We start from the raw sequence: 26,992 nt of genomic DNA on the forward strand, positions 1-26,992 counted from the left end.
TTTTGACGATTTGGGCCGGTACGCCGGCCGCCACGCTGCCGTCCGGCAGGTCGATGTTCACCACGGCGTTCGCGCCCACGGCCACGTCAGCGCCGATGCGGATCTTCCCGAACACCTTGGCGCCGGGCCCGAAGTAGACGCGATCGCCGACGCTGGGCACGCCGCGCCGTTCGCCCCGCCCACCGACGCCGATGGTCACCCCCTGGGAGAGATTGCAGTTCTCCCCGATCACGCAGCGGCTGCTGAGGACGATGCCCCCGTGGTGTCCGATGTAGAGCCCGGGACCGATGCGGGCGGCAGCGGGCAAGCGGATGCCGGTCAGCAGCTCCAGCCAGAGCTGCCAGGGCTGGCGCAGGAAGCTCAGGAGGCGCGGCCAGACCCAGTGGCGTCGCTCGGCCAGCCAGCGCGCGCAGCGATAGTCGATGATGGCCCAGATCGTCGGCGTGCCGAGGAGGGTCCGCAGGCGCCGCCAGGGGCCGGGCGTGCCCATGATGAAATAGTAGCGGTCGAGATCGCGCTTGAGATGGGACACGGGCACCTCGTGGGGAGCGAGTATAGGCGGGGCGGCCGCCGGCTGTCCACACGGGACGGCTTCAGGCTTGCCAAGACGGCAAGGGCGGCCGATACTCGCGACATGGAACTCCTCGCGCGGCTCGCGCGCGTTTGGCGCAATCAGCGCCTGCGCTGGCGGCAGGCCGGCCTCAACGAGTACACGAACACCCCCTTCTTCCGCGAGTGCGGCCTCGCGATCGGCGAAGGCTGCCGCATCTTCAGCAACAACCCGCACGAGACTTTCGGCTCCGAGCCCTACCTGATCCGCATCGGCAATCACGTGACGATCACCTCGGGGGTGAAGTTCATCACGCACGACGGCGGCACCTGGGTGTTCCGCCAGGAGGACCCGGCCTTCGACGTCTTCGGCCCCATCGAGGTGAAGGACAACGTCTTCATCGGCATCGGGACGATCCTCATGCCCGGCGTGACGATCGGCGAGAACTGCGTGATCGGCTCGCACAGCGTCGTCTCGCGCAGCATCCCCGCGAACTCGGTGGCGGCCGGTGTGCCGGCGCGAGTGATCATGGGCCTGGAGGAGTACCGCGCCAAGAAGCTCACGCAGCGCACCGTGGTGCGCGGCTTCTCGGCGGCGGAGCGGAAGGCCGTCCTCCTGCGCCTCTGGGAGAACCGGACCGAGGACTCCTGAGAAATCGCCATCGCTCCGACCTTGACGGCCGGCCCAGGCCTGAGTATCATGCCATGCGCATATGCGAATGTACTCATTTAGAGAGGGAGCAGGCATGGACTTCGAGCTGGCCAGCCTGAGGCTGAGGGCGATGGGACACCCCACCCGCCTGCGCATTCTCGAGTTGCTCGCCCACAGCGGCTGTTGCGTCGGCGAGATCGAGCGCCAACTCGACCTGCGCCAGTCCAACGTCAGCCAGCACCTGCGCGTGCTGCGCGACTGCGGACTGGTGACGGTGAGCCGGCAGGGCCAGACGCTCTGCTACTCGCTCAACCAGCCCCTGGTCAGCCCCCTCCTCGAGTCCCTGGAGTCCCTGGCCTGACCCCGAGCCCGGCAGGCGCCGCGGCGCCGCCGCTGGAGGCACGATGAACACCGCCCCGCTCATCGACGAGCAGACCGAACAGCACCTGCGCGACTTCTTCGGCCAGCGCCTGCAGCGGACCGTGGACGTCATGCTCTACAGCGGCCAGGAGAACGCCGAAGCCGTCGATTTCACGCGCCGCTTCCTGCGCGAGCTGGCCGCGCTCGCCGATCGCATCGCCCTCAGCGAGCGCCCCCTCGGCGACGCGGAGCGAGGCCGCGGCCTCGTCTCGCCGAGCCTCGTGCTCGGCGCCGATCTCGGCTACGCGATCGAGGTGCACGGCGCGCCGAGCGGCCACGAGGCGGGCGCGCTCGTCGAGACGCTCGGCCTCATCGGCGCGGGCGACTCGGAACTCAGCGCCGACAGCCGGGCGAAGCTGGCCGCGGTCGACAAGGCGGTCCTGCTCTACTCCTTCGTGACCCCGACCTGCCCTCACTGCCCGGGCTCGGTGCTCCAGAACCACAAGATCGCCATCGAGGCCAGGGGCAGGGTGCGTTCAGTGGCCGTCAGCGCGGCCGAGAACAGGGAACTCGCGCAGCGCTTCCGCGTGAGCAGCGTCCCCCAGCAGGTGATCAACGAGGATCCGGCCAGCAGCACGCTCGGCCGGCAGCCCGAGGGGAGCTTCGTCGACCAGGTGCTGCGCTACGGCGCCAGCGACGCCGAGACGGTGCTCGCCGCAACGGCGGCGCGCGCAGCCGAACGGACCCGGCTCGACGAGCGGCCGACGGCGCCCCTGGCGATCACGGACGAGAACTTCGCCGCCGCGGTGGCGAAGTACCCCTTCCTCGTCGTCGACTGCTGGGCCGAGTGGTGCGGGCCCTGCCGGATGGTCGGCCCCGTCGTCGAGGCCCTGGCCGCCGAGCAGGCGGGACGGATGGTCTTCGGCAAGCTCGACACGGAGGCGAACCGCGAAGTGCCGGCCACCTACGACATCCGCTCGATTCCGACCCTCCTCGTGTTCAGGGACGGCGAGCTCGTGGATCGCCTTGTCGGCGCCATGCCGGAGGCGGCCCTGCTGGCCAGGCTCGAGAGCCTGCTGTCGGCGGAGGCGTGATGGCGAACGACACGCTGAACGTGGAGCTCCTGCGCGTGGACGGCCTCAGCCTGGCCGCCCGCACGGGCAGCGGCCACTGGCTGAGCATGGATACCTCGTCGGCGGGCGGCGGCCACGGCGGCGCGGCGTCGCCCGTGGAGCTGGTCCTCGCCGCGCTCGCCGGCTGCATGGCGATGGACATCCTGAGCATGCTCGCAAAGATGCGGGCACGTATCGAGGATTTCCGGATCGAGGCGCGCGCCGAGCGCGCCCCCGAGCCGCCACGCGTTTTCACGAAGGTCGACCTGACGATCCGCGTGCGCGGCGACGTCAAGCCCCGCCAGATCGAGAAGGCGATCGCGCTCAGCCATGAGCGCTACTGCTCGGTGGGCGCGATGTTGAAACCGAGCGTGCCGATCGCCCATCATTACGTCCTGGAGCCGAGCACGGCCCTTGCAGACGCCGAGAGTCCCAACCCCCCAGAGGGCGCGAGCCGCAGCGATGCGTAGCGCCAGAGCCAACCACGACCCAAGGAGCCTCCACCCGATGATGAAGCGCATCCTCCTCAGCCTCGTCTCCGCCCTCCTCGCGCTCGGTGGCGCCCAGTCCGCCGGCGCCCTCACCGCCGTCGGCGAGGCGGCGCCGGACTTCACGTTGACCACCCTCGACGGCAAGGAGACCTACACCCTCTCCCAGCTGCGCGGGCAGGTCGTCTACCTGGACTTCTGGGCGAGCTGGTGCGGGCCTTGCCGCGCGTCCTTCCCCGAGGTGAAGGCCCTGCACGAGACCTACAAGGGCCGCCCCTTCCGCGTGCTCGCCGTGAGCCTCGACCGCAAGGCCGCCGACGGCGTCAAGTTCCTCGAGGCGCAGAAGGCGCCCTTCGTCAGCGTCTTCGACGAGGGCGGCAAGGTGGCCACGCGCTTCGGCGTGCAGGGCATCCCCACGGCCTTCCTGATCGATGCCGAGGGCAAGGTGGCGCACAGCGCGGTCGGCTTCGATCCGCAGAAGGTGTCGCAGCTGAAGGCGAAGATCGAAGACCTGCTCGGCAAGGTCGACGCCAAGGCCCAGGCGAAGCCGGCCGTCTCCAGCGCCGGCAGCGGCCGCTAGTTGTCGAGGGCGCCCTCGGCGATCCAGCGCCCGATGCGGGCGATCGCCGAGGGCGCCAGCACGGCGCCCGGCGGCATCTGCGCACCGAAGAGCGGGTTTCCGCGGATCTTCTGGTAGAGGACGGAGGCTGTCGTGTCGCCGGCGGCCACGCGCAGCGCCCCGCCGTAGCCTCCGGCCGGCACCCCCACCAGGTTCGCGTACTCGGCCATCTCCGGCGCATGGCAGAAGCGGCAGTTGGCCTCGAGAAGAGGCAGCACCTCGGCGGCGAAGGCAACGGGCACCGGCGGCTCCTCGTCGTCGGGCGCAGGCGGAGGCGCCAGCGGTTCCCCGAGGTCCGAACAGCCGGCCGCGAGGCCGAGCACCAAGAAGAGCAGCAGGGCGCGCTGGCGTCGCATCTCAGCCCCCCGCGCCCGCGCGCTGTGCGCTGAGCCGCACCGTGATGCGCTGCAGCTCGTCCAGCTTCATCACCAGGAACTTGGGCCGCGGGATCGCGAAGTCCGCGAGCTTGACGGTGAACTCCGCGCGCACCGCGAGCGCCGCGCCGTCCGCGCTCAGCGTGACGCTGACCGGCGTCAGGAGCGGCTGCGTCACGCCGTGCAGGCTGAGCTCGCCGGCCAGCGTGAGGACGGCCGTTTCGCCGGGCGCCAGGCGTCCCGGCGCCGCAATCAGCGAGTCGGCGCGAAAGCTGGCCACGGGAAAGCGCTCGGTCTCGAGGTGGTTCTCGCGCATGTGCTGGTTGCGCAAGCCGATGCCGGTGTTTTAACTCGCCAGGTCGACGCGCACCTCGACGCGGCAGCCCGCCGCGAGATCCGCCGGATCGACGGTCACCTCCCCCGAGACCTGCCGCGTCTTCCCCTCGACGGTCTCCAAGGGCGCCTTGGAGACGAAGCTGACGAGGTTGCTCTCCGCGCCGGGCAGGATGCGGTAGAGGGCCGGCGCGGCGTCCGCCGCCCGGGCGGCAGCCAACAGCAGGCTGAGAGCGAGCAGGCGGCGCATGGTGGGACCTCCGCGCGATCAGTAGAGGAGGTGCAGGATCAGACTGAAGGCCTCGTAGTCAGTGGCGCCGACGGCGGGGCCGGGCTGCGCGTCCCACCAACTCATCAGGGTCGAGACGCCGACGAAGGGCGTCGCGAGCAGCTCGGCGCCGATGGCGAAGCGCCGTTCGCTGCCACTCTGCGCGCTCGCGTCCGGATCGTGGAAGTCGAAGAGAGCGCGCAGGGCGCAGCCCCGGCGCAGCGTCCAGCAGAGCTCCTGACTGGCGAGAAGCGCCGTCTGCGGCCCGCCCTCCGCGCGTTCGCGGCGCTCCCAGTCGCATTCGCCCAGCCAGGTGAGCGGGCCGAGCGCAACACAGGCGAAAGGCCCCCCGAGACGGCGCTCGCGGCCGGCCGCGGCCTCCTCTTCCCGATAGAGGGAGGCGCCGAGGCCGAGCTTGAGCGCCGCCAGTTCGCGGCGCCACTCGCCGCGCAGGGCGAGGGCCGGCCGGTTGTCGCTGTCGCGAAGCTGCCCACCGGCACCGTTGAAGATGCCGAGGCTGAGCCCGGCGCCGCTTGGCAGAAGGCCGACCTCGACGCCGACGTCCAGATCGGCGGGTGGCGCGAAGCCGGCCCGCTCGCGCACGACCTGCGTGTGATCGGCGAAGCGCCAGCCAAAGGCCGGTGCGAAACGGCCCGCCTTGAGGTAGCCGCCGGCGGGCAGCAGGAAGGCGAGTCCGTAGACCTCGCCGGCGCCGCTCAGGCTCTGCTCCAGGTGCAGCGAAACGCGCGCGTCCACCTGCAGCTGCACGTAGAGGTCGCCCTGCATCTGGAACAGGTTGTCGGCGCTCTTGCGCGCGGCGTCGGGATGGTAGCGGTAGAGCGTGCGCAGATCGACGCCGATGGCGATGCGCTCGTTGAGTTGCGGGTCGATCGCGGCCGCATCGGCCGGCGTCCGCAACGCCAGTTCGCTGGGCACGAGGTACTGGCTCGCGTAGGCGCTGCGCCTGCCGCCGCCGCTCGGGTCGTCATGGCAGAGCAGGCACTTCTGGCCGTAATGGGCGGCGTAGCGCGGCAGCGCCGCGGCACTCTGGGCGAGGAGCAGTGGCGCCAGGGAGAGCAACAGGCGTCGGCGCCAGCGCAACAGGAAGAGCATGGGGCCTCCCGCGGCTGCAGGCTCGAGCGATGCCGGCGGCCTCGGCGACATCGCCAGCGATGTGGGCGCGCGCGGGGAGGATCCGCCCGCCGGCCCGCCGCGTCAGCCCAGGAGGGCCTTGACGCGCGGGTGCACCACCGCCCCGCCCTCGGTGACCAGGGTCTCCGCGATGATCTCGTCCGCGCGGTCGACGCTCAGGGCGCCGTCCTTGACCATGTTCAGCAGGAAGTTGGCGATGTTCTTGGCGAACATCTGGCTGGCGTGGAAGGGCACCTCGCTCGGCAGGTTGGCCGGGCCGAGGATGCTCACGCCCTGCTCGACCACGCAGCCGCCCGGCTGCGTGAGCTCGCAGTTGCCGCCGCGCTCGGCGGCGAGGTCGACGATCACCGAGCCGGGCGCCATGCCGCGCACCATCGCGGCCGTCACGAGGACGGGCGCCCGCTTGCCGGGCACCGCGGCCGTCGTGATGACGACGTCGCTGTCCGCGATCACCTTTGCCAGCAGCTCGCGCTGGCGCGCGAGGAATTCCGCGCTCTGCTCGCGGGCGTAGCCGCCCGCGTCCTCGGCGCCGGCCGTGTCGAGCGACACCTCGACGAAACGCGCGCCCAGGCTCTGCACCTGCTCCTTCACCGCGGGCCGCACGTCGTAGGCCTGCACGACGGCGCCCAGCTTGCGGGCGCTGGCAATCGCCTGCAGGCCGGCGACGCCGGCGCCCATCACGAAGACATGGGCCGGCGACAGCGTGCCGGCGGCCGTCATCATCATCGGGAACATGCGCGGCAGGCGCTCGGCGGCCAGGATCACCGCGCGGTAGCCGGCGACGGTGGCCATCGAGGAGAGCACGTCCATCGCCTGGCCGCGCGTGATGCGGGGGATCAGCTCGAGGCTGAAGTGGGTGACGCCGGTCGCGGCGAGCGTCTGCGCGGCGCGCGGACTGCCGAGGGGATCGGACAGGCCGATCAGGAACTGGCCTGTGCGCAGGCGCGGCAGGTCGGCCGGCCCGGCTTCGGGGTTGGCGCCCAGGCTGCGCACCTGGACCACGATGTCCGCCTGCGCGAAGAGCTCCGCGCGGGTCGCCAGCGTCGCGCCCTTCTCGGCGAAGGCGGCGTCGGGGATCCCGGCCGCCTCGCCCGCGCCCCGCTCGACGCAGATGCCGAGACCGGCCCGCAGCAGCGGACCCATGTTCGCGGGGACCATCGCCACCCGGCGTTCGCCGGGAAAGCTCTCCTTGGGGATGCCGACGATCATGACGGGCAGGACCTCGTGGGGAGCGGACGCGCGGGAGAGCAGTGCCGCTCCGCCCCTGCGAAGTCCCGGCACTGCGGCGCGGCCGCGAATGCGGGGAGTCTAGGCGGCGCCCCCGGCCCTCGCAAGGGATTTCCCGCCGGGCGGGCGCGGTCGCGCGCGTCACCCGCTGCCGGTCGCGCACGGCTCGCGCGCGGCCCGGACGCCGCGGAGGTTCGACTCCGAAATGCCCGGAATCCGCGGCGCTTCCGGTCCGCGGCGCGATCTGCAGCCTTGCGCCGGCGACGATCGGCTCCTAAGCTCGGCGCTCCACTCCCTCCCTTCCCTCACCCTACTCCGGGAGCGATCCATGTCCGTGCCGCCGATCGCGATCAGGGCCGTCCACCACGTGGAGATCTGGGCGGGCAACGCCAAGCAGGCTGCCTACTACTACCGCAAGGGCTTCGGCTTCAGCCAAATCGCCTACGCCGGCCTCGAGACCGGCCTCCAGGATCGCACCTCCTACTGCCTCGCCGAGGGCAAGGTCAGACTCGTGCTCAGTTCGCCCCTAGCGCCCGACGGCGTGATGGGCCAGTTCCTCGACCGCCACGGCGACGGCGTGCGCGACATCGCCTTCCTCGTCGACGACGCCGACGCCGCCTTCGCGCTCGCCGTCGCGCGCGGCGCGGAGCCCCTGCAGGCGCCCATCGACCGCAGCGACGAGCACGGCAGCGTTCGCCACGCCGCCATCCACACCTACGGCGACGTCGTGCACAGCTTCATCTCCTTGAAGGACTACCAGGGCTGCTTCCTGCCGGGCTATCGCGAGCAGCGCCTCGAGGAGGCGGGCTTCGGTTTCAAGCTGATCGACCACATCGTGGGCAATGTCGAAGAAGGCAAGATGGACTACTGGCGCGAGTGGTACGAGCGCGTGCTCGGCTGGACGCAGTTCCTCTCCTTCGACGACAAGGACATCTCCACCGAGTTCACGGCGCTGCGCTCGAGGGTGATGGCGAGCCCGACGGCCAACATTCGCTTTCCGATCAACGAGCCGGCCAAGGGCCTCAAGAAGAGCCAGATCGACGAGTACCTCGAGTTCAACGGTGGGGCGGGCTCACAGCACATCGCGCTGCTCACGGGCGACATCATCGCGACGGTGAGCAAGCTGAAGGCGGCCGGCATCGACTTCTTGACGGTGCCGGGGAGCTACTACGACGCCCTGCCGCAGCGGATCGGAGCGATCGACGAGGAGCTCAGCGTGCTCGCCAAGCTGGGCGTTCTCGTCGATCGCGATGACAAGGGCTACCTGCTGCAGCTCTTCACGAAGCCGGTCGAAGACCGGCCGACGCTCTTCATCGAGATCATCCAGCGCAAGGGCAGCAACAGCTTCGGCAAGGGCAACTTCCGGGCGCTCTTCGAGTCGATCGAGCGCGAGCAGGCCAAGCGCGGCACGCTCTAGCGGGCCCCGCGCGGGGGGCGACGAGGCAGGGAGGGCAGCCGATGCGGCTCTTCAACTACGAGCGGAGCGGCGAAGCGCGCAGCGGCCTCTGGCTGAACGGGCGCGGCTACGATCTCGAGGCGCTGCTGGGCGAGGACTGCGGTGGCCCGCTCGGCCCGCGCAATCTCGGCAGCTTGCCGGCCTGGCAAGCCCGGCTGGCCGAGCGCGCGCCGACGGTCCCGCCCCTGCCCACGACGGGCTGGCGCTGGCTACCGCCGCTTCTGCCCGCGGCGAGCTTTCGCGACTTCTACGCCTTCGAGACGCACGTCCGGCAGGCCCGCGCGCGGCGCGGCCTCGAGGTGCCGGCGGCCTGGTACCGCTTCCCGGTCTTCTACTTCTCGAATCCGCACGCGCTCTTCGGCCACGAGGCGGAGATCCCCCTGCCGCCGGACGCCGCCGAGGAATGGCTGGACTTCGAGCTCGAGATCGGCGCCGTGCTCGGCGCCGGCGGGCGCGACCTGACGCCGGCCGCCGCCGAGGCGCTGATCGCCGGCTACTGCGTGCTCAACGACTGGAGCGCGCGACGCGTGCAGCGCGACGAAATGAGCGTCGGCCTCGGTCCGGCCAAGGGCAAGGACTTCGCGACCTCGCTCGGGCCCTTCCTCGTCACGCCGGACGAGCTGGCCGACCGCCGGCAAGGCAAGGGCTATGCGCTCACGATGGTCGCGCGCCGTGGCGGCCGCGAGCTGTGCCGCGCCAGCTGGGACAGCATCCACTACTCCTTCGGCGAGATGATCAGCCGCGCCTCGCAGGGCGTCGATCTGCTGCCGGGCGAGCTCTTCGGCAGCGGCACCGTCGGCGGGGGCTGCATCCTCGAGCTTGGCGAGGAAGCGGCCGGCGGCTGGCTGGCGCCCGGCGATCGCGTGGAGCTGGAGATCGAGCGCCTGGGCACCCTCACAGGGACGATCGCCGCGTCCTGAACCGCCGCCGGTTTACAAGCCGGGTCGATTCGGGCACACTCTCCCCACTGCCCCCCTCTCAACCACGGAGATCGCCATGCCCTTCTACCACCGACTGGGGACGATCCCCCGCAAGCGCCACGTCGTCTTCAAGGGCGAGGGCGGCGCCTTCCACTACGAGCACCTGATGGGCAACAAGGGCTTCACGGGCCCCGCCTCGCTGATGTACCACCTGCGCCGGCCGACCTGCCTGCGCGAGGTGCGCCTGCGCGGGCCGCTCGTCTGGGAAGCCGATCCGGATCTGCGCCTGCGGCCGCGCCACCTGCGCCTGCACCGGCTGCCCGCAGGCGGCAGCCCGACGCTCGATCGCCGGCCCATCCTCTTCAATCGCGAGGTCGCCGTCTCCTTCGCGCAGCCGGATCGCCCCGACGAGCACTTCTATCGCAACGCCCAGGGCGACGAGCTGATCTTCATCGCCGAGGGCGGCGGCCGCCTCGAGTCGACGCTCGGCTCGCTGGCCCTGCGCGCGGGCGACTACGTGGTAATCCCGCGCGGCATCATCCACCGCTTCGCGCTCGAGGGCCCGGCGCGCCTTTTGATCATCGAGTCGGCGGGGGCGGTGGAGACACCCCACCGCTATCGCAACGAGTTTGGCCAGCTCCTCGAGCACAGCCCCTTCTGCGAGCGCGACGTTCGCGGTCCGGAGCGGCTGGACACGGTGGACGAGCCGGGCGAGTTCGTCGTCCTCACCAAGCAGTACAACGCGCTGCACGAGGTGGTGATGGCGCACCACCCCTTCGACGTCGTCGGCTGGGACGGCTACTACTTCCCCTGGGCTTTCAACATCGGCGACTTCGAGCCGATCGTCGGCAGCCTGCACCAGCCGCCGCCGGTGCACCAGACCTTCCAGGGCGATGGCTTCGTGATCTGCTCCTTCGTGTCGCGGCTCTACGACTTCCACCCCGCGGCCATTCCGGCGCCCTACAACCACAGCAACGCGATGTCCGACGAGGTGCTCTACTACGCGAAGTCCGAGTTCATGAGCCGCAAGGGCATCGAGTACGGCTCGCTGACCCTGCATCCCGATGGCATACCGCACGGCCCGCATCCCGGCACGATGGAGAAGTCGATCGGCGCCCAGCGCACGAAGGAGCTGGCCGTGATGCTGGACACCTTCCGTCCCCTGCGCGTCGCCAAGCCGGCGCTCGCCGTGGAGGATGCAGACTACCTCACGAGCTGGCTGGAGTAAGCGCCATGGTGGGTTTCGATCTGGGTGAGATGGACCGTCGCGACAGCTATCAGCTCCTCACGCGCATCGTCGGTCCGCGGCCCATCGCCTTCGTGAGCTGCCTCGACCCCGCCGGGCGCGGCAACCTGGCGCCCTTCTCCTACTTCAATCTGGGCGGCCTCAACCCGCCCAGCCTCGTCTTCTGCGCGACGAACACGCGCGACGGCCGCGTCAAAGACACCGTGCGCAACGTCGAGACCACGGGCGAGTTCGTGGTCAACATGGTGACGCGCGCGATGGCCGATCGCATGAACCAGGCCTCCTGGAGCTATCCGCCCGATGTGGACGAGTTCGACGCCGCCGGCTTCGCGCGCGCCGCCGCGCTGCGCGTGAAGCCGCCGCGCGTGGCCGAGAGCCCCGTGGCGATCGAGTGCCGCCTGCACCGCATCGTGCGCCATGGCGAGGGGCCGCTGGCGAGCAACTACGTCATCGGGGAGGCGCTCTACGTGCACATCGCCGAGAGCGTGCTGGGGCCCGTGGGGCCGGATGCGCGCAAGCTCGATCTGATCGGGCGTCTGGGCGATGACTGGTACGTGCACGTCGCGGGCGAGGCGCTCTTCGAGCTACCCCGCCCCACAGGCGGCTAGCGCCCGCACGCGGCTGCTAGAACAGGCTGCCCCAGAGCGAAACGAAGTAGTCCCGCATGAAGATGACCCGCTGGACGAGCAGGGCGACGCGACCCATCACGGTCAGGCCGAAGCCCGCGCCGAAGCCGATCATCAGCGTGTAGATGCCCGTGCGCGACATCACGCCCAGCACGCCGGTGTGCGGCCGCGAGAAGAAGAAGTAGGCGAGCGCGCAAACCACCCCGATCAGCGCCAGGGTGAAGTTCACGGCGGGCCAGAAGCCCGCCACCGGGCGGATCGTCCCCTCCACCTGCAGGAAGATCGCCGTCTTGAAGGCGAGCGGGATGAAGATGCCCGTCGAGATGCCCACGTAGAAGCCGAGCGCGTAGCGGCTCACCCAGCCCAGGCGGGGCGACAGGCGGAACCACATGAGGAGTCCCAGCAGCACCGGCACGAGGTAGTACCACTTCTGCTCGTAGACGATGGGGACGATCACCTTGTCGCGGAAACCCTGGTGATAGAGGAGCATCGTCCAGTAGCCGGTGGTCACGCCCACCCAGAGCCGCTCGGCAAACTTATAGAAGGGATTGTCCGCATAGAGGAAGGAGAACACGGCCAGCGTTAGGAAGACGGCCCCGCCTTGCCAGAGCAGCGTGCCCCAGTTCGCTTCCACGGCTACCGCCCTCCCGCGTGCGCGCGTCGCTGGGCGATGTAGCCCACGTTGGCGACGATCATGGCGATGATGATGAGCAGGTGGCTCGTCACCTGGTAGGGCATGCCGCGCGAGGCTTGGCCCGGCCGCTCGCGGAGGCTCTCGTACTCGGCGGCGCCCTTGACTCCCGGCAGCAGTCCGAAGATCTGTCCCGACTGGAGATAGGGGTAGTAATCGGAGGCCATCACGCCGGTGACGCCCAAGGCCACCGGCACGCCGTACTTGGCATTGCCGTACTGGATCCACATGTCGGCCACGTTGCCGCCCGCCAGCGAGACGACGCAGGCGACGTCGCTGAAGTTGTGGATGTCCTGCATCATCGGGATCGCGTCGACCGCGGTGCCATAGTAGTCCGTCGGGAAGGGCACGCGGTAGTCGCTCCCCATGGCGAGAATCGTGATCGCCGGGTAGGGCTTGTAGCCGAGGAAGGCGTAGTGGACGTCGCGCTGCTTGCCGTGCTCCGTGGCGACACGCGTGACCAGCTCATCGACCATCGCCGGCCCGAACTGCGAGAGCGCCGTGATCACGAGGCGCAGGTCCTTGTCGAAGCACTGGTGGAGGATGGCTTCGGCCATGGGCTGAAGCTCGGCGAGCGTACTCGGATCGTAGTCGATGGCGAGATGGATGACCCCGCCCGCCGGCTGGGCTTCGATGGCCTCGTGCACGGCCCGCACCTCACCCGAGATGCCCACCGGCACCGTGAAGGGGCGCACCGCCGGCACGATGACCACCAGGGCCATCAGGACGTAGATCCAGCGCCGATCGATATTGAGCAGCCGGTCGTACCAGGCCATGCCGTCTCTCATGCGCACACGCTCCTCGTCGCCGCAGGCCTCACTTGTCGCCTCCCATGTAGCCCCGCTCGATGCCGAGGATGATCTTCATGCTGTAGGAGATGGCGCCGAGGCCGACGCCGATGATGATCGCCCGCTTGGAGGCCATGTTCGGCACGGCCAGGATCCACTGCACGAGGCTGCTGTTCCAGCTCGAGAACGGCTCGGGCAAGGGCACGATGCGCAGCATCACGATGAAGGCCGTCACCAGGAGCACCGTGGCCAGCCAGGTGCGCACGCGGAAGGCGCGATAGGCGGCGCTGGCGATGTAGAAGGCCAGCATCGAGAAGATCGTCGCCTGGCAGGGGATCATCACGTAGCTGAACAGGTTCTGGGCGAGGCTGTCCGGGCCGCTGTCGCGCCTGAAGTTGGCGATGGCCATCACCAGGAAGCCGACAATCGTGACGATCGCATAGAAGCGCTCCCGCGGGTCCTTGCGCGCCTTGATCACCGTGCCCCGCATCAGCGAGAAGATGCCGAGCGGCAGCGCCAGGATGCCGATCACGATCACGAAGTCATTGGCGTAGGTGAAGAGGAACTCCGAGGCCGCATGGGGCACGAAGAACTGCAGCACCATGATGAGGCCCGTCACGAACACGATCAGGATGGGTATCTGCTTCTTCATGGCGCCTCAGACGGGTGTGCGCACGAGACGGAGGATGCCGTCCCAGTGCGCCAGGGTCAGGGCGAGAATTCCCGCAATGATGATCAGGATGATGGCGAGCTTGGCGTAGTCCTGCGCCTTGAGCGGACCGAGCTGGGCCGGCGCCCGCGAGAGATAGGCGCTGGCCGCGTAGAGCTCCTCCCCGATCAGGGTGTAGTCCGTGGCGGCGACGAAGAAGGGAATCTGCGAAACCTGATCGGTGCCGGAGATCTGGATCGCGCCCGTGCCGCTGCCCGTCTCGGCGAGGAGCAGGCTCTCGGCGTGGAAGATGCCCATGTAGAAGCAGGTCGCCGGTTTCTCGCGCCGCATGATGCCGTTGACCGCGGCGACGTAGGGGAACTGCATCGCGGACACGTAGCTGATGTTGTCGGCGCGATACACTTCCGGGCGCCCGGCCTGCGTGTAGGCTTCCTTGACCACCTCCTGGCCCATGGCCAGCATGACGGGGTCGTTGACGGGCACCAGGATCGGCGTCTGGTACTCCGCCGTGCGCCGGGCCACGCGCGACAGGATCGTGTACCCGGCAATGGTGGCCACGTCGCCGGCGGTGCCCGTGCCGAGCACGTAGAGGATCGGCGTGCCCATCTCGGTGGCGCGGCCGATCGCCTCGTCCACGGCGCCGAGGCCGGGGATCGGGCGGATGTAGAGCTCCTTGCCGCGCCGCGCCGAATTGATGAACCAGGCGACCGCGCCGCCGAAGAGCAATACGGCGACGAGGATGTTCGTCTTGCCGCGGTGGAACCAGTTGCCCTTGCCGACGCCGGTGGCCGCTCCACTCCAGGCGGTCAGGCGACCGTCGCCGCTGCGGCCGCGCACGCGCAGATGGATCGGCTCGCCGCTGGCCACGAAGGCGGGATTCGGCTGCCCTTGGGCGCTGGCGTCCTCGTCGAAGTAGACGAAGTGCTCGCTGCCGCGCGGGGCGCTGCCGACCTGGAACCAGACCGAGTCCGGCGCCGTGGGACTCGGCCCGCGCCAGATCTCGTAGACCAGGAGCTCGGCATCGTCCGGGGCGACGGACCAGCGCGCGAGCACGCCGTGGCCGTTGTCGTCGGGGCTGTCGCCGACGCGCAGTCCGGTCGGCGGGCTGAGCAGGGGCGCGACGACGAGCGTGGAGTCCTGGGCGATGGCGGCGATGGGGTGGGAGAGAGCGATGAGAAGCGGGGCGAGCGAGAGCAGTCGCTGGAGCACGAACCCTGCCTTTCGGCGCCGCCCGGGAGCCCGCAGGGCGCGGGCGGCAGCATCCCAGGCGCGGATCATGGCAGGCTATCCGCATCGCTGACAAGGAAAAAGCGGCGCCCCCGGCGGGAGCGCCGCCTGCGGCAGCGCGCTGACTCAGGGCAGCCGATAGCGCACCGTGAGCGGCAGGCGCTCGCCGGCCGCATAGTAGCGCCGCCAGAAAATCAGCGGCGCGCCCGCGTGCTCGGCCTGGAAGCTGGGCGCGGGCTCGACGGCGACGACCGTCGCGCCGGCGGGCAAGCGCAGCGTGCGGCTGACCAGGCGGTCCTCCGGGTAGTCGCCCGCGAAGCTGTAGACCCACTCCGCGCCGTCCTGCCGCGCGACGGCCTCGTCCCGGTAGCCGACGCTCAGCGCGAGCGGCGCGCGCGGCGCCGCGGGCACGGCCAGCGCGATGACGACCTGCGTGCGGCCGCCCTGCGTCTCGAGGCGCGGCGTCAGCGCGTTGCCGAAGGCGTCGCGCACCTGCATGCGCGCCGTGCGCTCGCGCTCCCAGTCGGCGACGCCCCAGCTCACCTGCGTCAGCAGCTCGCGGCCCTCGTTGCGCGCCTCGAGCGTGGACCAGGAGGTGGCGCCGCCCGCGCGGTCCACGTCGTCGACGACCTGGGTGACCCACAGCGGCTGCTGCGCATCGTAGGCCGGCAGCACCGCACTGCCGTCCACGCTCGCGATCTGGCTCGCCGGCAGCTCGAGCATCACCGGCGCGCGACCCTCGCGGCCGTCGACCAGGTAGCGGCTCTCCTGCAAGGCGCGCAGGCGGCCCTCGATCACGCGGCCGTCCTTGAGGACGATCCGCGACGGGCTCGCGCTCGGCGCCCCGGCCCCGCCCGCGAGCAGCCACAGTCCCAGCAGCACGATCAGCGTGTTGCGCTTCATTGCTTTCCCCCTTCCGAGTCGCTGCGGGCCGGCGCGCAGCGCGCGCCCGGGCCCACGGTTAGCGTCAGTTCGCCGGCGCGGATCACGCCGAATTCTTCGAAGGCGCCGTCCAGGTAGGCCAGCACCGCCGCGCCGCGGCCGCCCTCACGCGCGTCGCCGCCGAGGCGGTCGCGCAAGCCGAGCGCGATGAGGACCAGCGCCGCCGCCACGAGCGCGGTCGCGCCCAGCGGCCGCCAGCGGCGAGCCGGCGCCGCGGACTCCGCGGCTGCGCTCAGGATCGCCGCACGCAGCGCGGCCGGCGGCTGCTGCGCCGCCAGTCCCTGCAGCGCCGTCCGCAGGCCTCGCCGCGCGACGACCGCCTCCGCGCAGTGCGGGCAGGCCGCGCGGTGCATCTCGCAGGCCGCCGCATCCGCGGCGGAGAGCTCGCCGTCGAGCCAGGCCTCGAGCTGCTGGGCGAAGTCCTCACAGCGCATGGCCGGACCTCCTCAGGTTCTCGCGCAGACGCGCGATCGCCTCGTGCTTGCGGGACGCCACGGTGCCGGACGGGATGTCCAGCACCGCGGCCACCGTGCGATAGGCCAGCCCCTCGACCTCGCTCAACAAGATTACGCTGCGCTGGGCCTCGGGCAGGGCGGCCAGGGCGGCCGCGAGCGCGCGGCGGAGCTCCCCCTGCTCGAGCGCCTGGGCCGGCGTGGGGCCGGGACTGGCCGCCGCGTCCGCGACCGCCGGCGCCGGATCGCGCCAGCGGGCCTCGCTGCGGCCACGCCGCCAGTCGCTCACGAGCAGGTTGCGGGCGATGCGAAAGACGAGGGCCTCGCCCGGCAGGTCGCCGCGACCCAGCGTGCGGTCCAGGCGCAGGAAGGTCTCCTGGCAGAGATCGCGCGCGCGCTCGGGGTCGCCGGTCTGGGCGCTGAGGAAGCGAAAGACGGCGGCGCCGTGGCGATCGTAGAGGGCGGCCAGCGCCGCCTGTCTCCTCTCGCCTCGCCCTCGCTCGTCCATCGCCTCACCTCCTGTCGCGCCTTCAGCCCTGCAGACGCGCGAGGGCTTCGCTTCTTCACCGGAATCGGCGGGCATGGGAAAGCCCGCACAAGGTCGCTTTCGGCCTTGTGCGCCGTCAAGCGGAGCTTCAGATTAGGGGCGCCGAGGAGGTGCCGGCTTGCCCATACGGCTCGAAGCGAAGCTGTCCGAGATTCCCGCCTGGCTCGACCTGGCAGCCGAGATCCGGCGCCTCAAGGTCGAGCGCAAGGCCGTGCTGCTCGCCCACTACTACCAGGAAGCGGAGATCCAGGACCTGGCCGACGTGCTCGGCGACAGCCTCGCCCTCGCCCAGGCCGCGCGCGCCACCGACGCCGAGCTGATCGTCTTCGCGGGCGTGCACTTCATGGCCGAGACGGCGAAGATCCTCAATCCCGAGCGCACGGTGGTCGTGCCCGACCTCGCGGCCGGCTGCTCCCTGGCCGACGCCTGCCCGGCGCCCGAGCTCGCGGCCTGGAAGGCGGCGCACCCCGAGCACCTCGTCGTCGCCTACATCAACTGCACGGCGGCGACGAAGGCGCTCGCGGACATCATCTGCACCTCGGGCAACGCGGAGAAGGTGGTGAAGAGCCTGCCGCCGGATCGGCCCATCCTCTTCGTGCCGGACAAGAACCTCGGCGGCTGGCTGAACCGGAAGCTCGGCCTCGCGATGGACCTCTGGCCGGGCACCTGCATCGTCCACGAGACCTTCAGCGAGCGCAAGCTGATCGAGGCGAAGCTCGCGCATCCGGAGGCGCTCTTCATCGCGCATCCGGAGTGCGAGGAGCCCGTGCTGCGGCACGCGGACTTCGTCGGCTCGACGGCGCGCCTGCTCAGCTTCGTGACGGAGAGCCCGGCGCCGGCCTTCATCGTCGGCACGGAGACGGGCATCCTCCACCAGATGAAGAAGCGGGCGCCGGGCAAGACCTTCTACTCGGCGCCCTACGAAGAGGGTGGCTGCGCCTGCAACGAGTGCCCGCATATGAAACTGAACACGCTCGAGAAGCTCTATCTGTGCCTGCGCGACGTCGAGCCGCGCATCGAGATGGACGAGGCCCTGCGCCGCGCGGCGCTCGCGCCGCTCGAGCGTATGCTGGCGCTCTGAGCCAGTCCCCTACTCCGCGTACTTCACGCTGCACCCGTAGGGCCGCGTCTCCGCCGTGGCCACCGGCTTGCCCGCGAGAACGGCCTCGAGCGCCGCGGCGACGTAGTTGGTCTCGCCCACGGGACCGCCGGGATTGGGGGCATCGTCGATCGCGCCCTGGTAGCGCAGCCTGCCGTCCGCGCCGATCAGGAAAAGATGCGGCGTCGTCTTGGCGCCGTAGGCCTTGCCCACCGCGCCCGACTCGTCGAGCAGCACGGGGAAGCTGAGCGCGAGGTCCTTCGCCGCCTCACCCACCGTGAGGGCGGCGGCGGGCTGGGCGCTGGCGAGCAAGCCGCAGGCGAAGAGGAAAGCAGGCAGGCTGTGGTGGATCGATCACTCCTTGGGTCGCTCCGCCGTCGGCGGAGCAGCGGTTGGATCCGCCGGCGGCGGATCGAGGGGGTGATCGAGAAAATAGTGCCGGCGCTCGCCCATCACTAGCTCGGCGAGAACGCCGCGCAGGGCCCCGCGGGCGAGCGCGCCGTGCGCGAGGCGAAGATTGAGGCGCTCGCCGATGGCCTCGCCGTCAGCCAGCGGATTGAGCAGCTCGACGCAGTCCGCCGCCGGGTAGAAGGCGAGCGAGCGAGCCCCGGGGAGCTCAACGAGTACGCCGCTTTCGCCGCGCTCGATGCGCAGCCCGGCCTCACCCACACGCAGTGGCAGCGGCAGGTCGGCACGGACCTGGGCAATCAGCCCGTCGGCGGCCGAGGGCTGGGCCGGTGCGCCGTGCAGGCAGTGGGGAAGCTGCAGGCTCAGCGAGTCGCTGCCGAAGCGGCAGGCCTCGAGGCAGGCCACCCAGTCGACGTGCCCGGTGATGCTGAGGAAGTCGCCGGGCGGCAGCGGGTCCGGCAGACGCAGCGCGGTCGTGAGGAGCAGCCGGCCCGTGTAGATGTGATCGAGGAGCTTGCCCCGCAAGAGGTGGCGCTCGGGCGCCGGCCAGCGCCAGTCCTCGAGGAAGACGACGCCCGGCGGCAAGCTGAGCTGGATCTGGGGCGCGAGGCCCGTGTCGTTGCGCCCGTTCCAGTAGAGGTGCCAGCCGGCGGCAGGCTCCAGGAGCACGCCGAGCAGCAGGGTGTCGCCGGCCGCCGCCCCCTGCCGCGAGGCGAGCAGACGGCTGCGCACTGGCGGCGCAGAAGCGACGGCCGGGGCCTCGGCCGCGCGCGGGGCCGGCGGGGGGCCGGCCGTCAGCATGAAGAGCAAGCAAAACAACAACTTGCCGTGCATGTTCGTCCCCTTTGGCGGGGGAGTCTACGCGCTTCCGCGCGACCTGACAAGGCCGCCGCCCTTGTGGGCCGAGGCGGCAAACTGGTAAGATTGAGCTTTCACCACCCCGATCCATCCGACGCGAGGACTAGACACCATGAGACACCGCAACCTGCGCCGCCTTGCGATCGCCTTGCCGCTGCTCCTGGCCGCGGCCACGGCCGGCGCCGCCCTGCCGGACGGCAAGATCCTGGTCATCCAGGCCACCGCCATCGAGGGCCTCGCGGCCGTCGAGGGTGAGATCGACAGCACCTTCACGACGAGCTATGCGGTCGACGCGGGTCGTCTGAGCATCGACCGGAAAGCCCTCGGCAACCTGGAGGGCGTCCAGGCCCTCTTCCTCGTCGAGCATCGACTGGACCAGGCCGCCCGCGGAGGCCTGAACCGGCGCTTCAGCCAGGATGTCCGCGCCCTCAGGGGCGGCGACATCCGCCTGGACCTGCTGCCCAAGCTCGAGCTCGAGTACCAGCTCGCCGAGCTGGACGGCCGCCCGGCCCTGGCCGGTGACGGCGGCCGCATCTTCGCCGAGGAGGGCGCGAACGGGCCCTACCTCGTCTGGCGCATCGACGGCCTCGCGCTGGTGGACCGGGACGCCATCACCCTCCGCTAGCGACGACAGGCCCCAAGCACGGAGGCCCCGGCTCGCTCGCCGGGGCCTCCGTCTTTTTGGATTGATCGTGCGCACAGCGCGGCCTAGCTCTCTTCGGCGGCGGCGAGCCCCTCCACCATCACGGTCACCTGGTTGTCGGCCACCATCAGGAAGCCGCCGGCGATCCGCTGGTCGAAGAGCGGACGGCGCTCGGCGTCGGCGAGCAGCAGGCGTCCGGCCAGGAGGCGCACCAGGTAGGGTGCGTGCCGGGGCAGGATGCCGAAGCCGCCCTCCCAGCCCGGGCCCTTGAGGCTGGCCGCCTCGCCCGCGAAGACCACGCCCGTGGGCGCCACGATGCGGCAGCTCAGGCTAGCCATGCGCGGCCTCGAGCTGCTCGGCCTTCGCCGCCGCATCCTCGATCGTGCCGACGTAGAGGAAGGCCTGCTCGGGCAGGTGGTCCCACTTCCCCTCGACCAGCTCCTTGAAGCTGCGGATGGTGTCGGCCAGCTTGACGTACTTGCCCTCGTAGCCCGTGAACTGCGCAGCGACGAAGAAGGGCTGGCTCAGGAAGCGCTGGATCTTGCGCGCGCGCTGCACGGTGAGCTTGTCCTCCTCGGAGAGCTCGTCCATGCCGAGGATGGCAATGATGTCCTGCAGGTCCTTGTAGCGCTGCAGGGTCTGCTGCACCGCGCGGGCGACGCGGTAGTGCTCCTCGCCCAGCACCTGCGCGTTCATGATGCGGCTGGTCGAGTCGAGCGGGTCCACCGCCGGGTAGATGCCGAGCTCGGCGATCGGGCGGCTGAGCACCGTCGTCGCGTCGAGGTGGCTGAAAGTGGTGGCCGGCGCCGGGTCGGTGAGGTCGTCCGCGGGCACGTAGATGGCCTGCACGCTGGTGATGGCGCCGCCCGTCGTCGAGGTGATGCGCTCCTGCAGCTCGCCCATCTCGGTGGCCAGGCTCGGCTGGTAGCCCACCGCGCTCGGCATGCGGCCGAGCAGCGCGCTCACTTCGCTTCCCGCCTGCGTGAAGCGGAAGATGTTGTCGATGAAGACGAGCACGTCGCGGCCGCCCGACATGTCGCGCAGGGCCTCGGCCATCGTCAGGCCGGTCAGGCCCACGCGCAGACGCGCGCCCGGCGGCTCGTTCATCTGGCCGTAGATGAGCGCCGTCTTGTCGATGACCCCCGACTCCTTCATCTCCAGGTAGAGGTCGTTGCCCTCGCGCGTGCGCTCGCCCACGCCGCAGAAGCAGGAGTAGCCGCCGTGCTGCTTGGCGATGTTGTTGATCAGCTCCATGATGACGACGGTCTTGCCCACGCCGGCGCCGCCGAAGAGGCCGACCTTGCCGCCGCGCACGTAGGGCGCGAGCAGGTCGATGACCTTGATGCCCGTCTCGAAGATCTCGCTCTTGGGCGTGAGCTTGTCGAAGCCGGGCGGCGGCGTGTGGATGGAGCGCGTGCGCGTCGCCGTGACGGGACCGAGGTTGTCCACCGGCTCGCCGAGCACGTTGAAGATGCGGCCGAGCACTTCCTCGCCCACGGGCACGGTGATCGGCGCGCCCGTGTTGGCCACATCGACGCCCCGGATCAGCCCGTCGGTGGAGCTCATCGCCACCGCGCGCACCTGGTTGCGGCCGATGTGCTGCTGCACCTCGGCGGTCAGCTTCAGGTGGCGCCCCTCGATCTCGGTGTCGATGGTGAGCGCGGTCATGATCTCCGGCACCATGCCCTCGGGGAACTCCACGTCGAGGACGGGGCCGATGATCTGCACCACTTTGCCGTTCGCGTGCATGCTCGCTCCTACTTGCTGCTCGTGGCGGCGGACCCTATTTGAGGGCCTCCGCGCCGCCGACGATCTCCAGCAGTTCCTTGGTGATCTGGGCCTGGCGGGCCTTGTTGTAGGACAACTTCAGGTTGTCGATCATTTCCTTGGCGCTGTCCGAGGCCGCCTTCATCGCGGTGCGCCGTGCGCCCTGCTCGCTGGCCGCGGCCTCGAGCAGGGTGCGGAAGAAGCTGTTGCGCAGGTAGAGCGGCAGCAGCTCGCCGAGCAGGCGCGCCGCGTCCGGCTCGAGGATGAACTGCGGCCGCGCCTTGCCGCGGCCCGCGTCCGCCGCGGGCAGCACGAGCGGCAGCACCCGCTCCAGGCTCGCCGGCTGCTCGGCCGCGTTCTTGAAGCGCGGATAGGCGACGTGCACTTCGTCCACCTCGCCGCTGAGGAAGGCCTCGCCGAGCAGGGTCGCGAAGCGCTCGCCGTCCTCGGGCTGCGGCCGATCGCCCAGCTCCGTCGTCTGGAACTTGACCGGGCGGCCGACGAAACGCAGGTAGCCCGCGCCCTTGCGGCCGACGACGTAGATGTCCACCGCCCGCCCCTCGGCCTCCTGCTCGCGCGTGAAGCGCAGCGCCAGGCGCAGGATGTTCGTGTTGATCGCGCCGCAGAGGCCGCGGTTAGTGGTCAGCACGAGAAGGGCGACCCGCTTGACCACGGGCCGCGTCGCCAGGAGGGGATTTTCCTCGCCGCCGCCGGCGGCGAGCAGGGCGAGCATGCCGGGCAAGGTCTCCGCGAAGGGCCGCGCCGCGACGAGACGGTCCACCGCGCGCTTGAACTTGCTGGTGGCCACCATCTCCATGGTGCGCGTGATCTTGTGCGTACTGGTGACGCTCTTGATCCGCTTCTGGATGTCCTTGGCGTTCGCCATCGCTGATCTAGCCGCCGTACTGCTTGAGGAAGTCCTCGAGGGCGGCCTTGAGGGCCGTCTCCGTTTCGGGCGTGATCTGACCCGAGGCAGTGATCCCCTTGCCGACCTCGGGCTTCTGCGTGCGCATGTAGGTGAGGAAGCGCGCCTCGAAGTCGCGCACCTTCTCGACGCCGATCTTGCTCAGGTACCCCGAGATGCCGGCGTAGATGATCATCACCTGCTCCTCGACCGGCATCGGCACCCACTGATCCTGCTTGAGGATCTCCACCATGCGCTGGCCTTTGGCGAGCGCCGCCTGCGTGGCCTTGTCGAGCTCCGAGCCGAACTGCGCGAAGGCCTCCAGCTCGCGGTACTGCGCCATGTCCAGACGCAGGCTGCCGGCCACCTTGCGCATCGCCTTGATCTGGGCGTTGCCGCCCACGCGCGACACCGAGATGCCCACGTTGATCGCCGGGCGCACGCCCTGGTTGAAGAGGTCGGGCTCGAGGAAGATCTGGCCGTCGGTGATCGAGATCACGTTGGTCGGGATGTAGGCCGTCACGTCGCCCGACTGCGTCTCGATGATTCCCAGCGCGGTGAGGCTGCCGCCGCCCTTGGCGTCGTTCAACTTCGCCGCACGCTCGAGCAGGCGGCTGTGCAGGTAGAAGACGTCGCCCGGGAAGGCCTCGCGGCCCGGCGGGCGGCGAAGAAGGAGCGAGAGCTGGCGATAGGCGACGGCCTGCTTGGAGAGGTCGTCGTAGACGCACAGCGTGTGGCCTTGCTTGTCGTACATGAAGTACTCGGCCATCGCCGCGCCGGCGTAGGGCGCGATGTACTGCAGCGGCGCCGGGTCGGCGGCGGTGGCTGCAACGATGATCGTGTAGTCCATCGCACCGTGCTTGCGCAGGTGCTCGACGACGCCGGCCACCGTGGAGGCCTTCTGGCCGATGGCGACGTAGACGCAGATCACCCCGGAGTGCTTCTGGTTGATGATCGTGTCGAGCGCGACGGCGGTCTTGCCCGTGCCGCGGTCGCCGATGATCAGCTCGCGCTGCCCGCGGCCGATGGGGATCATCGAGTCGACCGACTTGAGGCCGGTCAGCAGCGGCTCCTTCACCGGCTGGCGGTCGACGATGCCCGGCGCCGGGCTCTCGAGCGGGCGGTACTTGGCGGCGGCAATCGGGCCCTTGCCGTCGATCGGCACGCCGAGCGGCGTGACGACGCGGCCGAGCAGGGCCTCGCCGACGGGCACCGAGATGACCCGGCTCGTGCGCTTGACGGCGTCGCCTTCCTTGATGTCGAAGTACTCGCCGAGCAGCACGACGCCGATGTTGTCCTCTTCGAGGTTGAGCGCCATGCCCATCGTGCCGTTGGGGAACTCGAGCAGCTCACCGGCCATGCACTTCGAGAGGCCGTAGACACGCGCGATGCCGTCGCCGACCTCGAGCACCTGCCCGGTCTCCTCGACCTCGGGACCGGCCGCAAAGCCCGCGATCTCCGACTTGATGATGGACGCGATCTCTTCCGGGCGGATCTTCATCTCATTCCTTTCCCAGCGGGGCCGTCAGCAACTGGTCCCGCAGGCGGCCCAGGCGTGTCCTGAGGCTGCCGTCAACGGTTTGATCGGCGAGGTGCAGCACCATGCCGGCCAGCAGCGCATCGTCGGTCGCCGTCTCCAGGAGGACGGTGGCGCCGAGGCGGCGGCTCAGCGCGGTCTCGATCCGCTCACGCTCGGCCGCGCCCAGCGCCCGCGCGCTGACCAGGCGGCCGCGCAGGCGCTGCTCGCGCTCGTCGAGCAGGCGCCGGAACATGGCGAGGACGCTGCCGAGCAGCGGCTCGCGGTGCCGGCGCAGGAGGGCGACGAGGAAGCGCAGGGTGAGCGGCGAGGCGGCCTCGGCGAGCAGCCGCGCAAGCGCGCGCTGCTTCTGGGCGACGCCGAGCTCGGGCGACTCGAGCAGGCGGCGGAACTCGGGGCTCTCGGCCCAGAGCGACTCGAGCGTCTCGAGGTCGGCGACGACGGCCGGAACCTCGCCCCGCTCGACCGCGAGTTCGAGCAGGGCGGCCGCGTAGACCCGGGCGATGGCCGCGTGTCTCACGACTTGTCCACCTGACTCATGAACTCACGGGCGAGGCGCTCGTGGTCCGCGTCACTGAGCGAGCGCTCGAGCAGGCGGCCGGCCACGCGCAGGCTGAGGTCGACGACCTCCGCCCGCAGCGTTTCGCGAGCGCGGTCCGTCTCCAGCTCGATCTCCCGGCGCGCCGCGGCGACGATCGCGCCTGCCTCCTGCTGCGCCTTGGCGAGCAGCTCCTCCTGCAGCGAGCGTGCCGTGGCCGTGCCCTGGTCGATGAGCTTCTGGGCCTCCTGGCGGGCGGCGGCGAGCGCGGCCTCCTGCTCGGCGAGCAGGCGCTTGCCCTCGTCGCGCGCCTTCTCGGCGTCGCTGAGCGCGGCCCGGATGTTCCCCTCCCGGCGGTCGAGGCCGTCCACGATCGGTCCCCAGGCCGTCTTCCGGAGCAGGAAGAGCAGGCCGATGAAGGTGAGGACCGTCCACAGGATGAGGCCCGGGTCCGGCGTGAGCAGGCCGAACTTGCGCCCGCCCTCGGTGGCGGCGAGGAGGGGAAGCCCGCTGGGAATCAGCTCAAGCATGACTGGATCCCTTCGATTGACTTCGGCTACTTGCCTGCGAGCAGGATGCAGATGACCAGCGCGAACAGGCCGATGCCTTCGATGAGCGCCGCGGCCAGGATCATGCCGCCGCGGATGTCGCCGGCCGCCTCGGGCTGGCGCGCCATCCCTTCCATCGCGGCCGCCGCCAGCTTGCCGATGCCGAAGCCGGCGCCGAAGACGGCGATGCCCGCACCGAAGCCCGCGGCCAGATGAGCGGCGTTGATCTGAGCGAGAAGCGGAAGCATTGAGAGTCCTCCTGGGTCAGGGTGGGCCGAAGCCCGGTTGCGCGGTCCGGCGATCAGTGCTCGGGGTGGACCGCCTGGAAGATGAAGATCGTCGACAGGAACGTGAAGATGAAGGCCTGCAGGAAGGCCACGAAGATCTCGAAGGCGCTGATCGCGACCGCGCCCGCGAAGGGCAGGACGGAGATGTAGGCGGTCTTGAGCGAGAGGCTGAAGATCAGCCCGAAGAAGGACAGGATGATGATGTGCCCGGCGATCATGTTGGCGAACAGTCGCACCGTCAGTGCGAAGGGCTTGGTGAACATGCCCATGATCTCGATCGGGATCATGATCGGCACCAGCGGCCAGGGCACGCCAGGCGGCACGAGCGCTTTCCAGTGGCCGACGAAGCCGTTCTCGCGCATGCCGCTGATCTGGGTGGCGAAGAAAGTGGTCAGGGCGAGCGTGGCGGTCACGTTGATGTTGCCGGTGGCGGTGGCCAGCGAGGGCACGAGTCCGAGCAGGTTCGCGAACAGGATGAAGAAGAAGAAGGTGAGCAGCAGCGGCAGGAAGCGCCGGCCGACCTTCGGGCCCATGATCGTGTAGACGACCTCGTCGCGCAGGAACACGATGATCGCCTCGAAGAAATTCCGCAGGCGGCCCCGGGGCACGAGGCCGTCCCGGTCGGTCTGCCGCGCGGCGCGCGAGACGAGCAGGGTGAGCAGGATCGCCGCCAGCCAGAGCATGACGACGTGCAGCGATGGCGACGGGTCGATCGTCAAGCTGCCGATCTTGAAGCTGGGCAGGTGGAGGTGCTCGGCGAGGTTCCACTTCAGCGAGTGGGTCAGTTCCCAGTAGTCCCGGTTGAGGACGTGGCCGAGCGGATCGAGGGCGGCGCCGTGACCGGCGCCGTGCTCGGCGGCCTGCTCGACGAGATGCTCGGCCGCCGCGACGGCGTGCTCGGCAGTCGCGGCGTGCGCCAGCGTGTCCACGGTGGCCGGGGCGTGACCGGCTGCCGCGTGGCCGCCCGCTTGCGCGCTGGCCAGGAGGATGTGCATCACTGTCTCGCTCCGGTCTTGCCCGGCGCTCGCCGCTGCGCCTCGCGCGAGAGCGCCCAGGCTTCGAGCGCGATCGCGAAGGGGTAGCTCAAGGCCACCGCGACGAGAAAGGCACGCAGTTCCCAGTCCGTGGCGCCCCAGACCGCCAAGCCGAGCGTGGCCAGCAGGAGGACGCGCAACAGCAGTCCCATGAAGTAGGCCCGCAAGAAGCTGAGACTCGCCCCTCGCAGCGCCTGGCGCAGCAGCAGGAAGCTCGTGGCGACGGCAAGCAGCACCGCGATGAGGCCCGCGCTCGCCCCGTCGCGACGGGCGGGCTCAGCCGCGAGCAGCAGCCGCACGGCCACCAGGGCGATCAGCAGCAGGGCCGCGAGCCCGGACAGCATGATCCCCGCGGGGCGTCTCACGGCAGCTTCGATTCCCCTTCCCTCCCGGCGGCATTGCCTGCTCGCGAGCGCGACTGTTCCTGGATCACCTGGCGATAGACCCAGAGGAAGCCGCCGACCGCTCCGAGCCCCACGCCGAGCAAGGTGAAGAGGGGCAAGGTCCCCAGCTTCCCGTCAAGCCACCAGCCGCCGAGACCGTAGAGCGCCACCGCGGCGCCATAGGTCAGACCGACGTGGACCAGCGAGAGCGCACTTGCGTCCCGCCCCCGGCCCGCGAGCAGGCGTCTGGTCCACCGGTGCAGTCGCCCCATGGCTCAGGCCCTGTG

At 70.4% G+C, this 26,992-nt stretch carries 36 protein-coding genes; 11 read left to right on the forward strand and 25 right to left on the reverse strand.

The window, feature by feature from the left end; genetic code table 11:
• Window positions 1-532 (reverse strand): serine acetyltransferase (locus FJ251_01620; protein MBM4116428.1); only part of this gene is annotated, 532 nt, incomplete at its 3' end.
• 102 nt (window positions 533-634) lie between these two features.
• On the opposite strand from FJ251_01620, the gene FJ251_01625 reads away from it, so the two are divergent.
• The 5 genes from FJ251_01625 (at window position 635) to FJ251_01645 (ending at window position 3,741) form a co-directional block, all read left to right on the forward strand.
• Window positions 635-1,201, forward strand: coding sequence for an acyltransferase (locus FJ251_01625; protein MBM4116429.1), 567 nt, complete (start codon window positions 635-637; stop codon window positions 1,199-1,201).
• A gap of 61 nt (window positions 1,202-1,262) precedes the next feature.
• Window positions 1,263-1,562: a winged helix-turn-helix transcriptional regulator gene (locus tag FJ251_01630; protein ID MBM4116430.1), complete on the forward strand. Its 300-nt coding sequence runs from the start codon at window positions 1,263-1,265 to the stop codon at window positions 1,560-1,562.
• 43 nt (window positions 1,563-1,605) lie between these two features.
• Window positions 1,606-2,655 (forward strand): thioredoxin, encoded by a 1,050-nt coding sequence (trxA, locus tag FJ251_01635; GenBank protein ID MBM4116431.1) that lies wholly within the window; start codon window positions 1,606-1,608, stop codon window positions 2,653-2,655.
• Window positions 2,655-3,143: an OsmC family protein gene (locus FJ251_01640; GenBank protein ID MBM4116432.1), complete on the forward strand. Its 489-nt coding sequence runs from the start codon at window positions 2,655-2,657 to the stop codon at window positions 3,141-3,143. Before trxA ends, FJ251_01640 begins: the two co-directional genes overlap by 1 nt.
• A complete protein-coding gene (locus tag FJ251_01645; GenBank protein MBM4116433.1) occupies window positions 3,136-3,741 on the forward strand; it encodes a TlpA family protein disulfide reductase in 606 nt (201 codons plus the stop codon). The genes FJ251_01640 and FJ251_01645 overlap by 8 nt, the downstream gene beginning before the upstream one ends.
• On the opposite strand, the gene FJ251_01650 is transcribed toward FJ251_01645, so the two are convergent.
• The 5 genes from FJ251_01650 to FJ251_01670 form a co-directional block, all read right to left on the reverse strand.
• The gene (locus FJ251_01650) at window positions 3,738-4,136 is read right to left on the reverse strand and encodes a hypothetical protein (GenBank protein MBM4116434.1); all 399 of its coding nucleotides are present in this window, start codon (window positions 4,134-4,136) and stop codon (window positions 3,738-3,740) included. The genes FJ251_01645 and FJ251_01650 overlap by 4 nt on opposite strands.
• A gap of 1 nt (window position 4,137) precedes the next feature.
• Complete coding sequence (locus tag FJ251_01655; GenBank protein MBM4116435.1) at window positions 4,138-4,470, reverse strand: YceI family protein; 333 nt, start codon at window positions 4,468-4,470, stop codon at window positions 4,138-4,140.
• 30 nt (window positions 4,471-4,500) lie between these two features.
• The gene (locus FJ251_01660) at window positions 4,501-4,737 is read right to left on the reverse strand and encodes a YceI family protein (protein MBM4116436.1); all 237 of its coding nucleotides are present in this window, start codon (window positions 4,735-4,737) and stop codon (window positions 4,501-4,503) included.
• An 18-nt stretch (window positions 4,738-4,755) separates the two neighbouring features.
• Window positions 4,756-5,868, reverse strand: a complete 1,113-nt coding sequence (locus FJ251_01665; protein MBM4116437.1) for a hypothetical protein — start codon at window positions 5,866-5,868, stop codon at window positions 4,756-4,758.
• A 102-nt stretch (window positions 5,869-5,970) separates the two neighbouring features.
• Complete coding sequence (locus FJ251_01670) at window positions 5,971-7,116, reverse strand: Re/Si-specific NAD(P)(+) transhydrogenase subunit alpha (GenBank protein ID MBM4116438.1); 1,146 nt, start codon at window positions 7,114-7,116, stop codon at window positions 5,971-5,973.
• A gap of 346 nt (window positions 7,117-7,462) precedes the next feature.
• On the opposite strand from FJ251_01670, the gene hppD reads away from it, so the two are divergent.
• The 4 genes from hppD to FJ251_01690 all read left to right on the forward strand — a co-directional run bounded on the left by hppD (window position 7,463) and on the right by FJ251_01690 (window position 11,364).
• Complete coding sequence (gene hppD / locus FJ251_01675) at window positions 7,463-8,551, forward strand: 4-hydroxyphenylpyruvate dioxygenase (protein MBM4116439.1); 1,089 nt, start codon at window positions 7,463-7,465, stop codon at window positions 8,549-8,551.
• Window positions 8,552-8,592: 41 nt separating this feature from the next.
• Window positions 8,593-9,510 (forward strand): fumarylacetoacetate hydrolase family protein, encoded by a 918-nt coding sequence (locus tag FJ251_01680; protein MBM4116440.1) that lies wholly within the window; start codon window positions 8,593-8,595, stop codon window positions 9,508-9,510.
• A gap of 70 nt (window positions 9,511-9,580) precedes the next feature.
• A complete protein-coding gene (locus tag FJ251_01685) occupies window positions 9,581-10,738 on the forward strand; it encodes a homogentisate 1,2-dioxygenase (protein ID MBM4116441.1) in 1,158 nt (385 codons plus the stop codon).
• A gap of 29 nt (window positions 10,739-10,767) precedes the next feature.
• Window positions 10,768-11,364 (forward strand): flavin reductase family protein, encoded by a 597-nt coding sequence (locus FJ251_01690; protein MBM4116442.1) that lies wholly within the window; start codon window positions 10,768-10,770, stop codon window positions 11,362-11,364.
• Between the two features lie 16 nt (window positions 11,365-11,380).
• Here FJ251_01690 and FJ251_01695 read toward each other — a convergent pair whose 3' ends face one another.
• From FJ251_01695 to FJ251_01725, 7 genes are all read right to left on the reverse strand, one after another.
• Window positions 11,381-12,016 (reverse strand): hypothetical protein, encoded by a 636-nt coding sequence (locus tag FJ251_01695; protein MBM4116443.1) that lies wholly within the window; start codon window positions 12,014-12,016, stop codon window positions 11,381-11,383.
• Between the two features lie 2 nt (window positions 12,017-12,018).
• On the reverse strand, window positions 12,019-12,861 hold the full coding sequence (locus tag FJ251_01700; protein MBM4116444.1) for a hypothetical protein: 843 nt from the start codon (window positions 12,859-12,861) through the stop codon (window positions 12,019-12,021).
• 28 nt (window positions 12,862-12,889) lie between these two features.
• Window positions 12,890-13,513: a hypothetical protein gene (locus FJ251_01705; protein MBM4116445.1), complete on the reverse strand. Its 624-nt coding sequence runs from the start codon at window positions 13,511-13,513 to the stop codon at window positions 12,890-12,892.
• A 6-nt stretch (window positions 13,514-13,519) separates the two neighbouring features.
• A complete protein-coding gene (locus FJ251_01710; protein ID MBM4116446.1) occupies window positions 13,520-14,740 on the reverse strand; it encodes a hypothetical protein in 1,221 nt (406 codons plus the stop codon).
• A gap of 144 nt (window positions 14,741-14,884) precedes the next feature.
• Window positions 14,885-15,661, reverse strand: a complete 777-nt coding sequence (locus FJ251_01715) for a hypothetical protein (protein MBM4116447.1) — start codon at window positions 15,659-15,661, stop codon at window positions 14,885-14,887.
• On the reverse strand, window positions 15,658-16,134 hold the full coding sequence (locus FJ251_01720; GenBank protein ID MBM4116448.1) for a hypothetical protein: 477 nt from the start codon (window positions 16,132-16,134) through the stop codon (window positions 15,658-15,660). Before FJ251_01720 ends, FJ251_01715 begins: the two co-directional genes overlap by 4 nt.
• Entirely contained in the window at window positions 16,124-16,735 is a 612-nt protein-coding gene (locus tag FJ251_01725; protein ID MBM4116449.1) for an RNA polymerase sigma factor, read from the reverse strand. Before FJ251_01725 ends, FJ251_01720 begins: the two co-directional genes overlap by 11 nt.
• Window positions 16,736-16,841: 106 nt before the next feature.
• On the opposite strand from FJ251_01725, the gene nadA reads away from it, so the two are divergent.
• Window positions 16,842-17,780 carry a quinolinate synthase NadA gene (gene nadA, locus FJ251_01730; protein ID MBM4116450.1) on the forward strand — a complete coding sequence of 313 codons (939 nt, stop codon included), beginning with the start codon at window positions 16,842-16,844 and terminating at the stop codon, window positions 17,778-17,780.
• Window positions 17,781-17,789: 9 nt separating this feature from the next.
• Here nadA and FJ251_01735 read toward each other — a convergent pair whose 3' ends face one another.
• A complete protein-coding gene (locus FJ251_01735; protein ID MBM4116451.1) occupies window positions 17,790-18,149 on the reverse strand; it encodes a redoxin domain-containing protein in 360 nt (119 codons plus the stop codon).
• Window positions 18,150-18,152: 3 nt separating this feature from the next.
• Window positions 18,153-19,040: a hypothetical protein gene (locus FJ251_01740; GenBank protein MBM4116452.1), complete on the reverse strand. Its 888-nt coding sequence runs from the start codon at window positions 19,038-19,040 to the stop codon at window positions 18,153-18,155.
• Window positions 19,041-19,176: 136 nt separating this feature from the next.
• On the opposite strand from FJ251_01740, the gene FJ251_01745 reads away from it, so the two are divergent.
• Window positions 19,177-19,689: a hypothetical protein gene (locus FJ251_01745; protein MBM4116453.1), complete on the forward strand. Its 513-nt coding sequence runs from the start codon at window positions 19,177-19,179 to the stop codon at window positions 19,687-19,689.
• An 83-nt stretch (window positions 19,690-19,772) separates the two neighbouring features.
• On the opposite strand, the gene FJ251_01750 is transcribed toward FJ251_01745, so the two are convergent.
• Genes FJ251_01750 through FJ251_01795 form a run of 10 tightly spaced genes read right to left on the reverse strand, consistent with a single transcriptional unit; the run spans window position 19,773 to window position 26,977 of the window.
• Window positions 19,773-20,081 carry a hypothetical protein gene (locus FJ251_01750; protein MBM4116454.1) on the reverse strand — a complete coding sequence of 103 codons (309 nt, stop codon included), beginning with the start codon at window positions 20,079-20,081 and terminating at the stop codon, window positions 19,773-19,775.
• Window positions 20,038-21,456, reverse strand: a complete 1,419-nt coding sequence (gene atpD, locus FJ251_01755) for a F0F1 ATP synthase subunit beta (protein MBM4116455.1) — start codon at window positions 21,454-21,456, stop codon at window positions 20,038-20,040. Before atpD ends, FJ251_01750 begins: the two co-directional genes overlap by 44 nt.
• A gap of 34 nt (window positions 21,457-21,490) precedes the next feature.
• On the reverse strand, window positions 21,491-22,360 hold the full coding sequence (gene atpG / locus FJ251_01760) for an ATP synthase F1 subunit gamma (protein MBM4116456.1): 870 nt from the start codon (window positions 22,358-22,360) through the stop codon (window positions 21,491-21,493).
• A gap of 7 nt (window positions 22,361-22,367) precedes the next feature.
• A complete protein-coding gene (locus FJ251_01765; protein ID MBM4116457.1) occupies window positions 22,368-23,879 on the reverse strand; it encodes a F0F1 ATP synthase subunit alpha in 1,512 nt (503 codons plus the stop codon).
• Window position 23,880: 1 nt separating this feature from the next.
• Window positions 23,881-24,435, reverse strand: a complete 555-nt coding sequence (atpH, locus tag FJ251_01770) for an ATP synthase F1 subunit delta (protein MBM4116458.1) — start codon at window positions 24,433-24,435, stop codon at window positions 23,881-23,883.
• The gene (gene atpF / locus FJ251_01775; protein MBM4116459.1) at window positions 24,432-24,983 is read right to left on the reverse strand and encodes a F0F1 ATP synthase subunit B; all 552 of its coding nucleotides are present in this window, start codon (window positions 24,981-24,983) and stop codon (window positions 24,432-24,434) included. Before atpF ends, atpH begins: the two co-directional genes overlap by 4 nt.
• Before the next feature lie 26 nt (window positions 24,984-25,009).
• Window positions 25,010-25,249 (reverse strand): ATP synthase F0 subunit C, encoded by a 240-nt coding sequence (gene atpE, locus FJ251_01780; protein ID MBM4116460.1) that lies wholly within the window; start codon window positions 25,247-25,249, stop codon window positions 25,010-25,012.
• Between the two features lie 53 nt (window positions 25,250-25,302).
• A complete protein-coding gene (gene atpB, locus FJ251_01785) occupies window positions 25,303-26,283 on the reverse strand; it encodes a F0F1 ATP synthase subunit A (protein ID MBM4116461.1) in 981 nt (326 codons plus the stop codon).
• Window positions 26,283-26,687: a hypothetical protein gene (locus FJ251_01790; GenBank protein ID MBM4116462.1), complete on the reverse strand. Its 405-nt coding sequence runs from the start codon at window positions 26,685-26,687 to the stop codon at window positions 26,283-26,285. Before FJ251_01790 ends, atpB begins: the two co-directional genes overlap by 1 nt.
• Entirely contained in the window at window positions 26,684-26,977 is a 294-nt protein-coding gene (locus tag FJ251_01795) for an AtpZ/AtpI family protein (protein MBM4116463.1), read from the reverse strand. The genes FJ251_01790 and FJ251_01795 overlap by 4 nt, the downstream gene beginning before the upstream one ends.
• Window positions 26,978-26,992: the final 15 nt, after the last annotated feature.

The sequence above is a fragment of the bacterium genome (genome assembly GCA_016873475.1).
Classification (GTDB): Bacteria; Krumholzibacteriota; Krumholzibacteriia; order JACNKJ01; family JACNKJ01; genus VGXI01.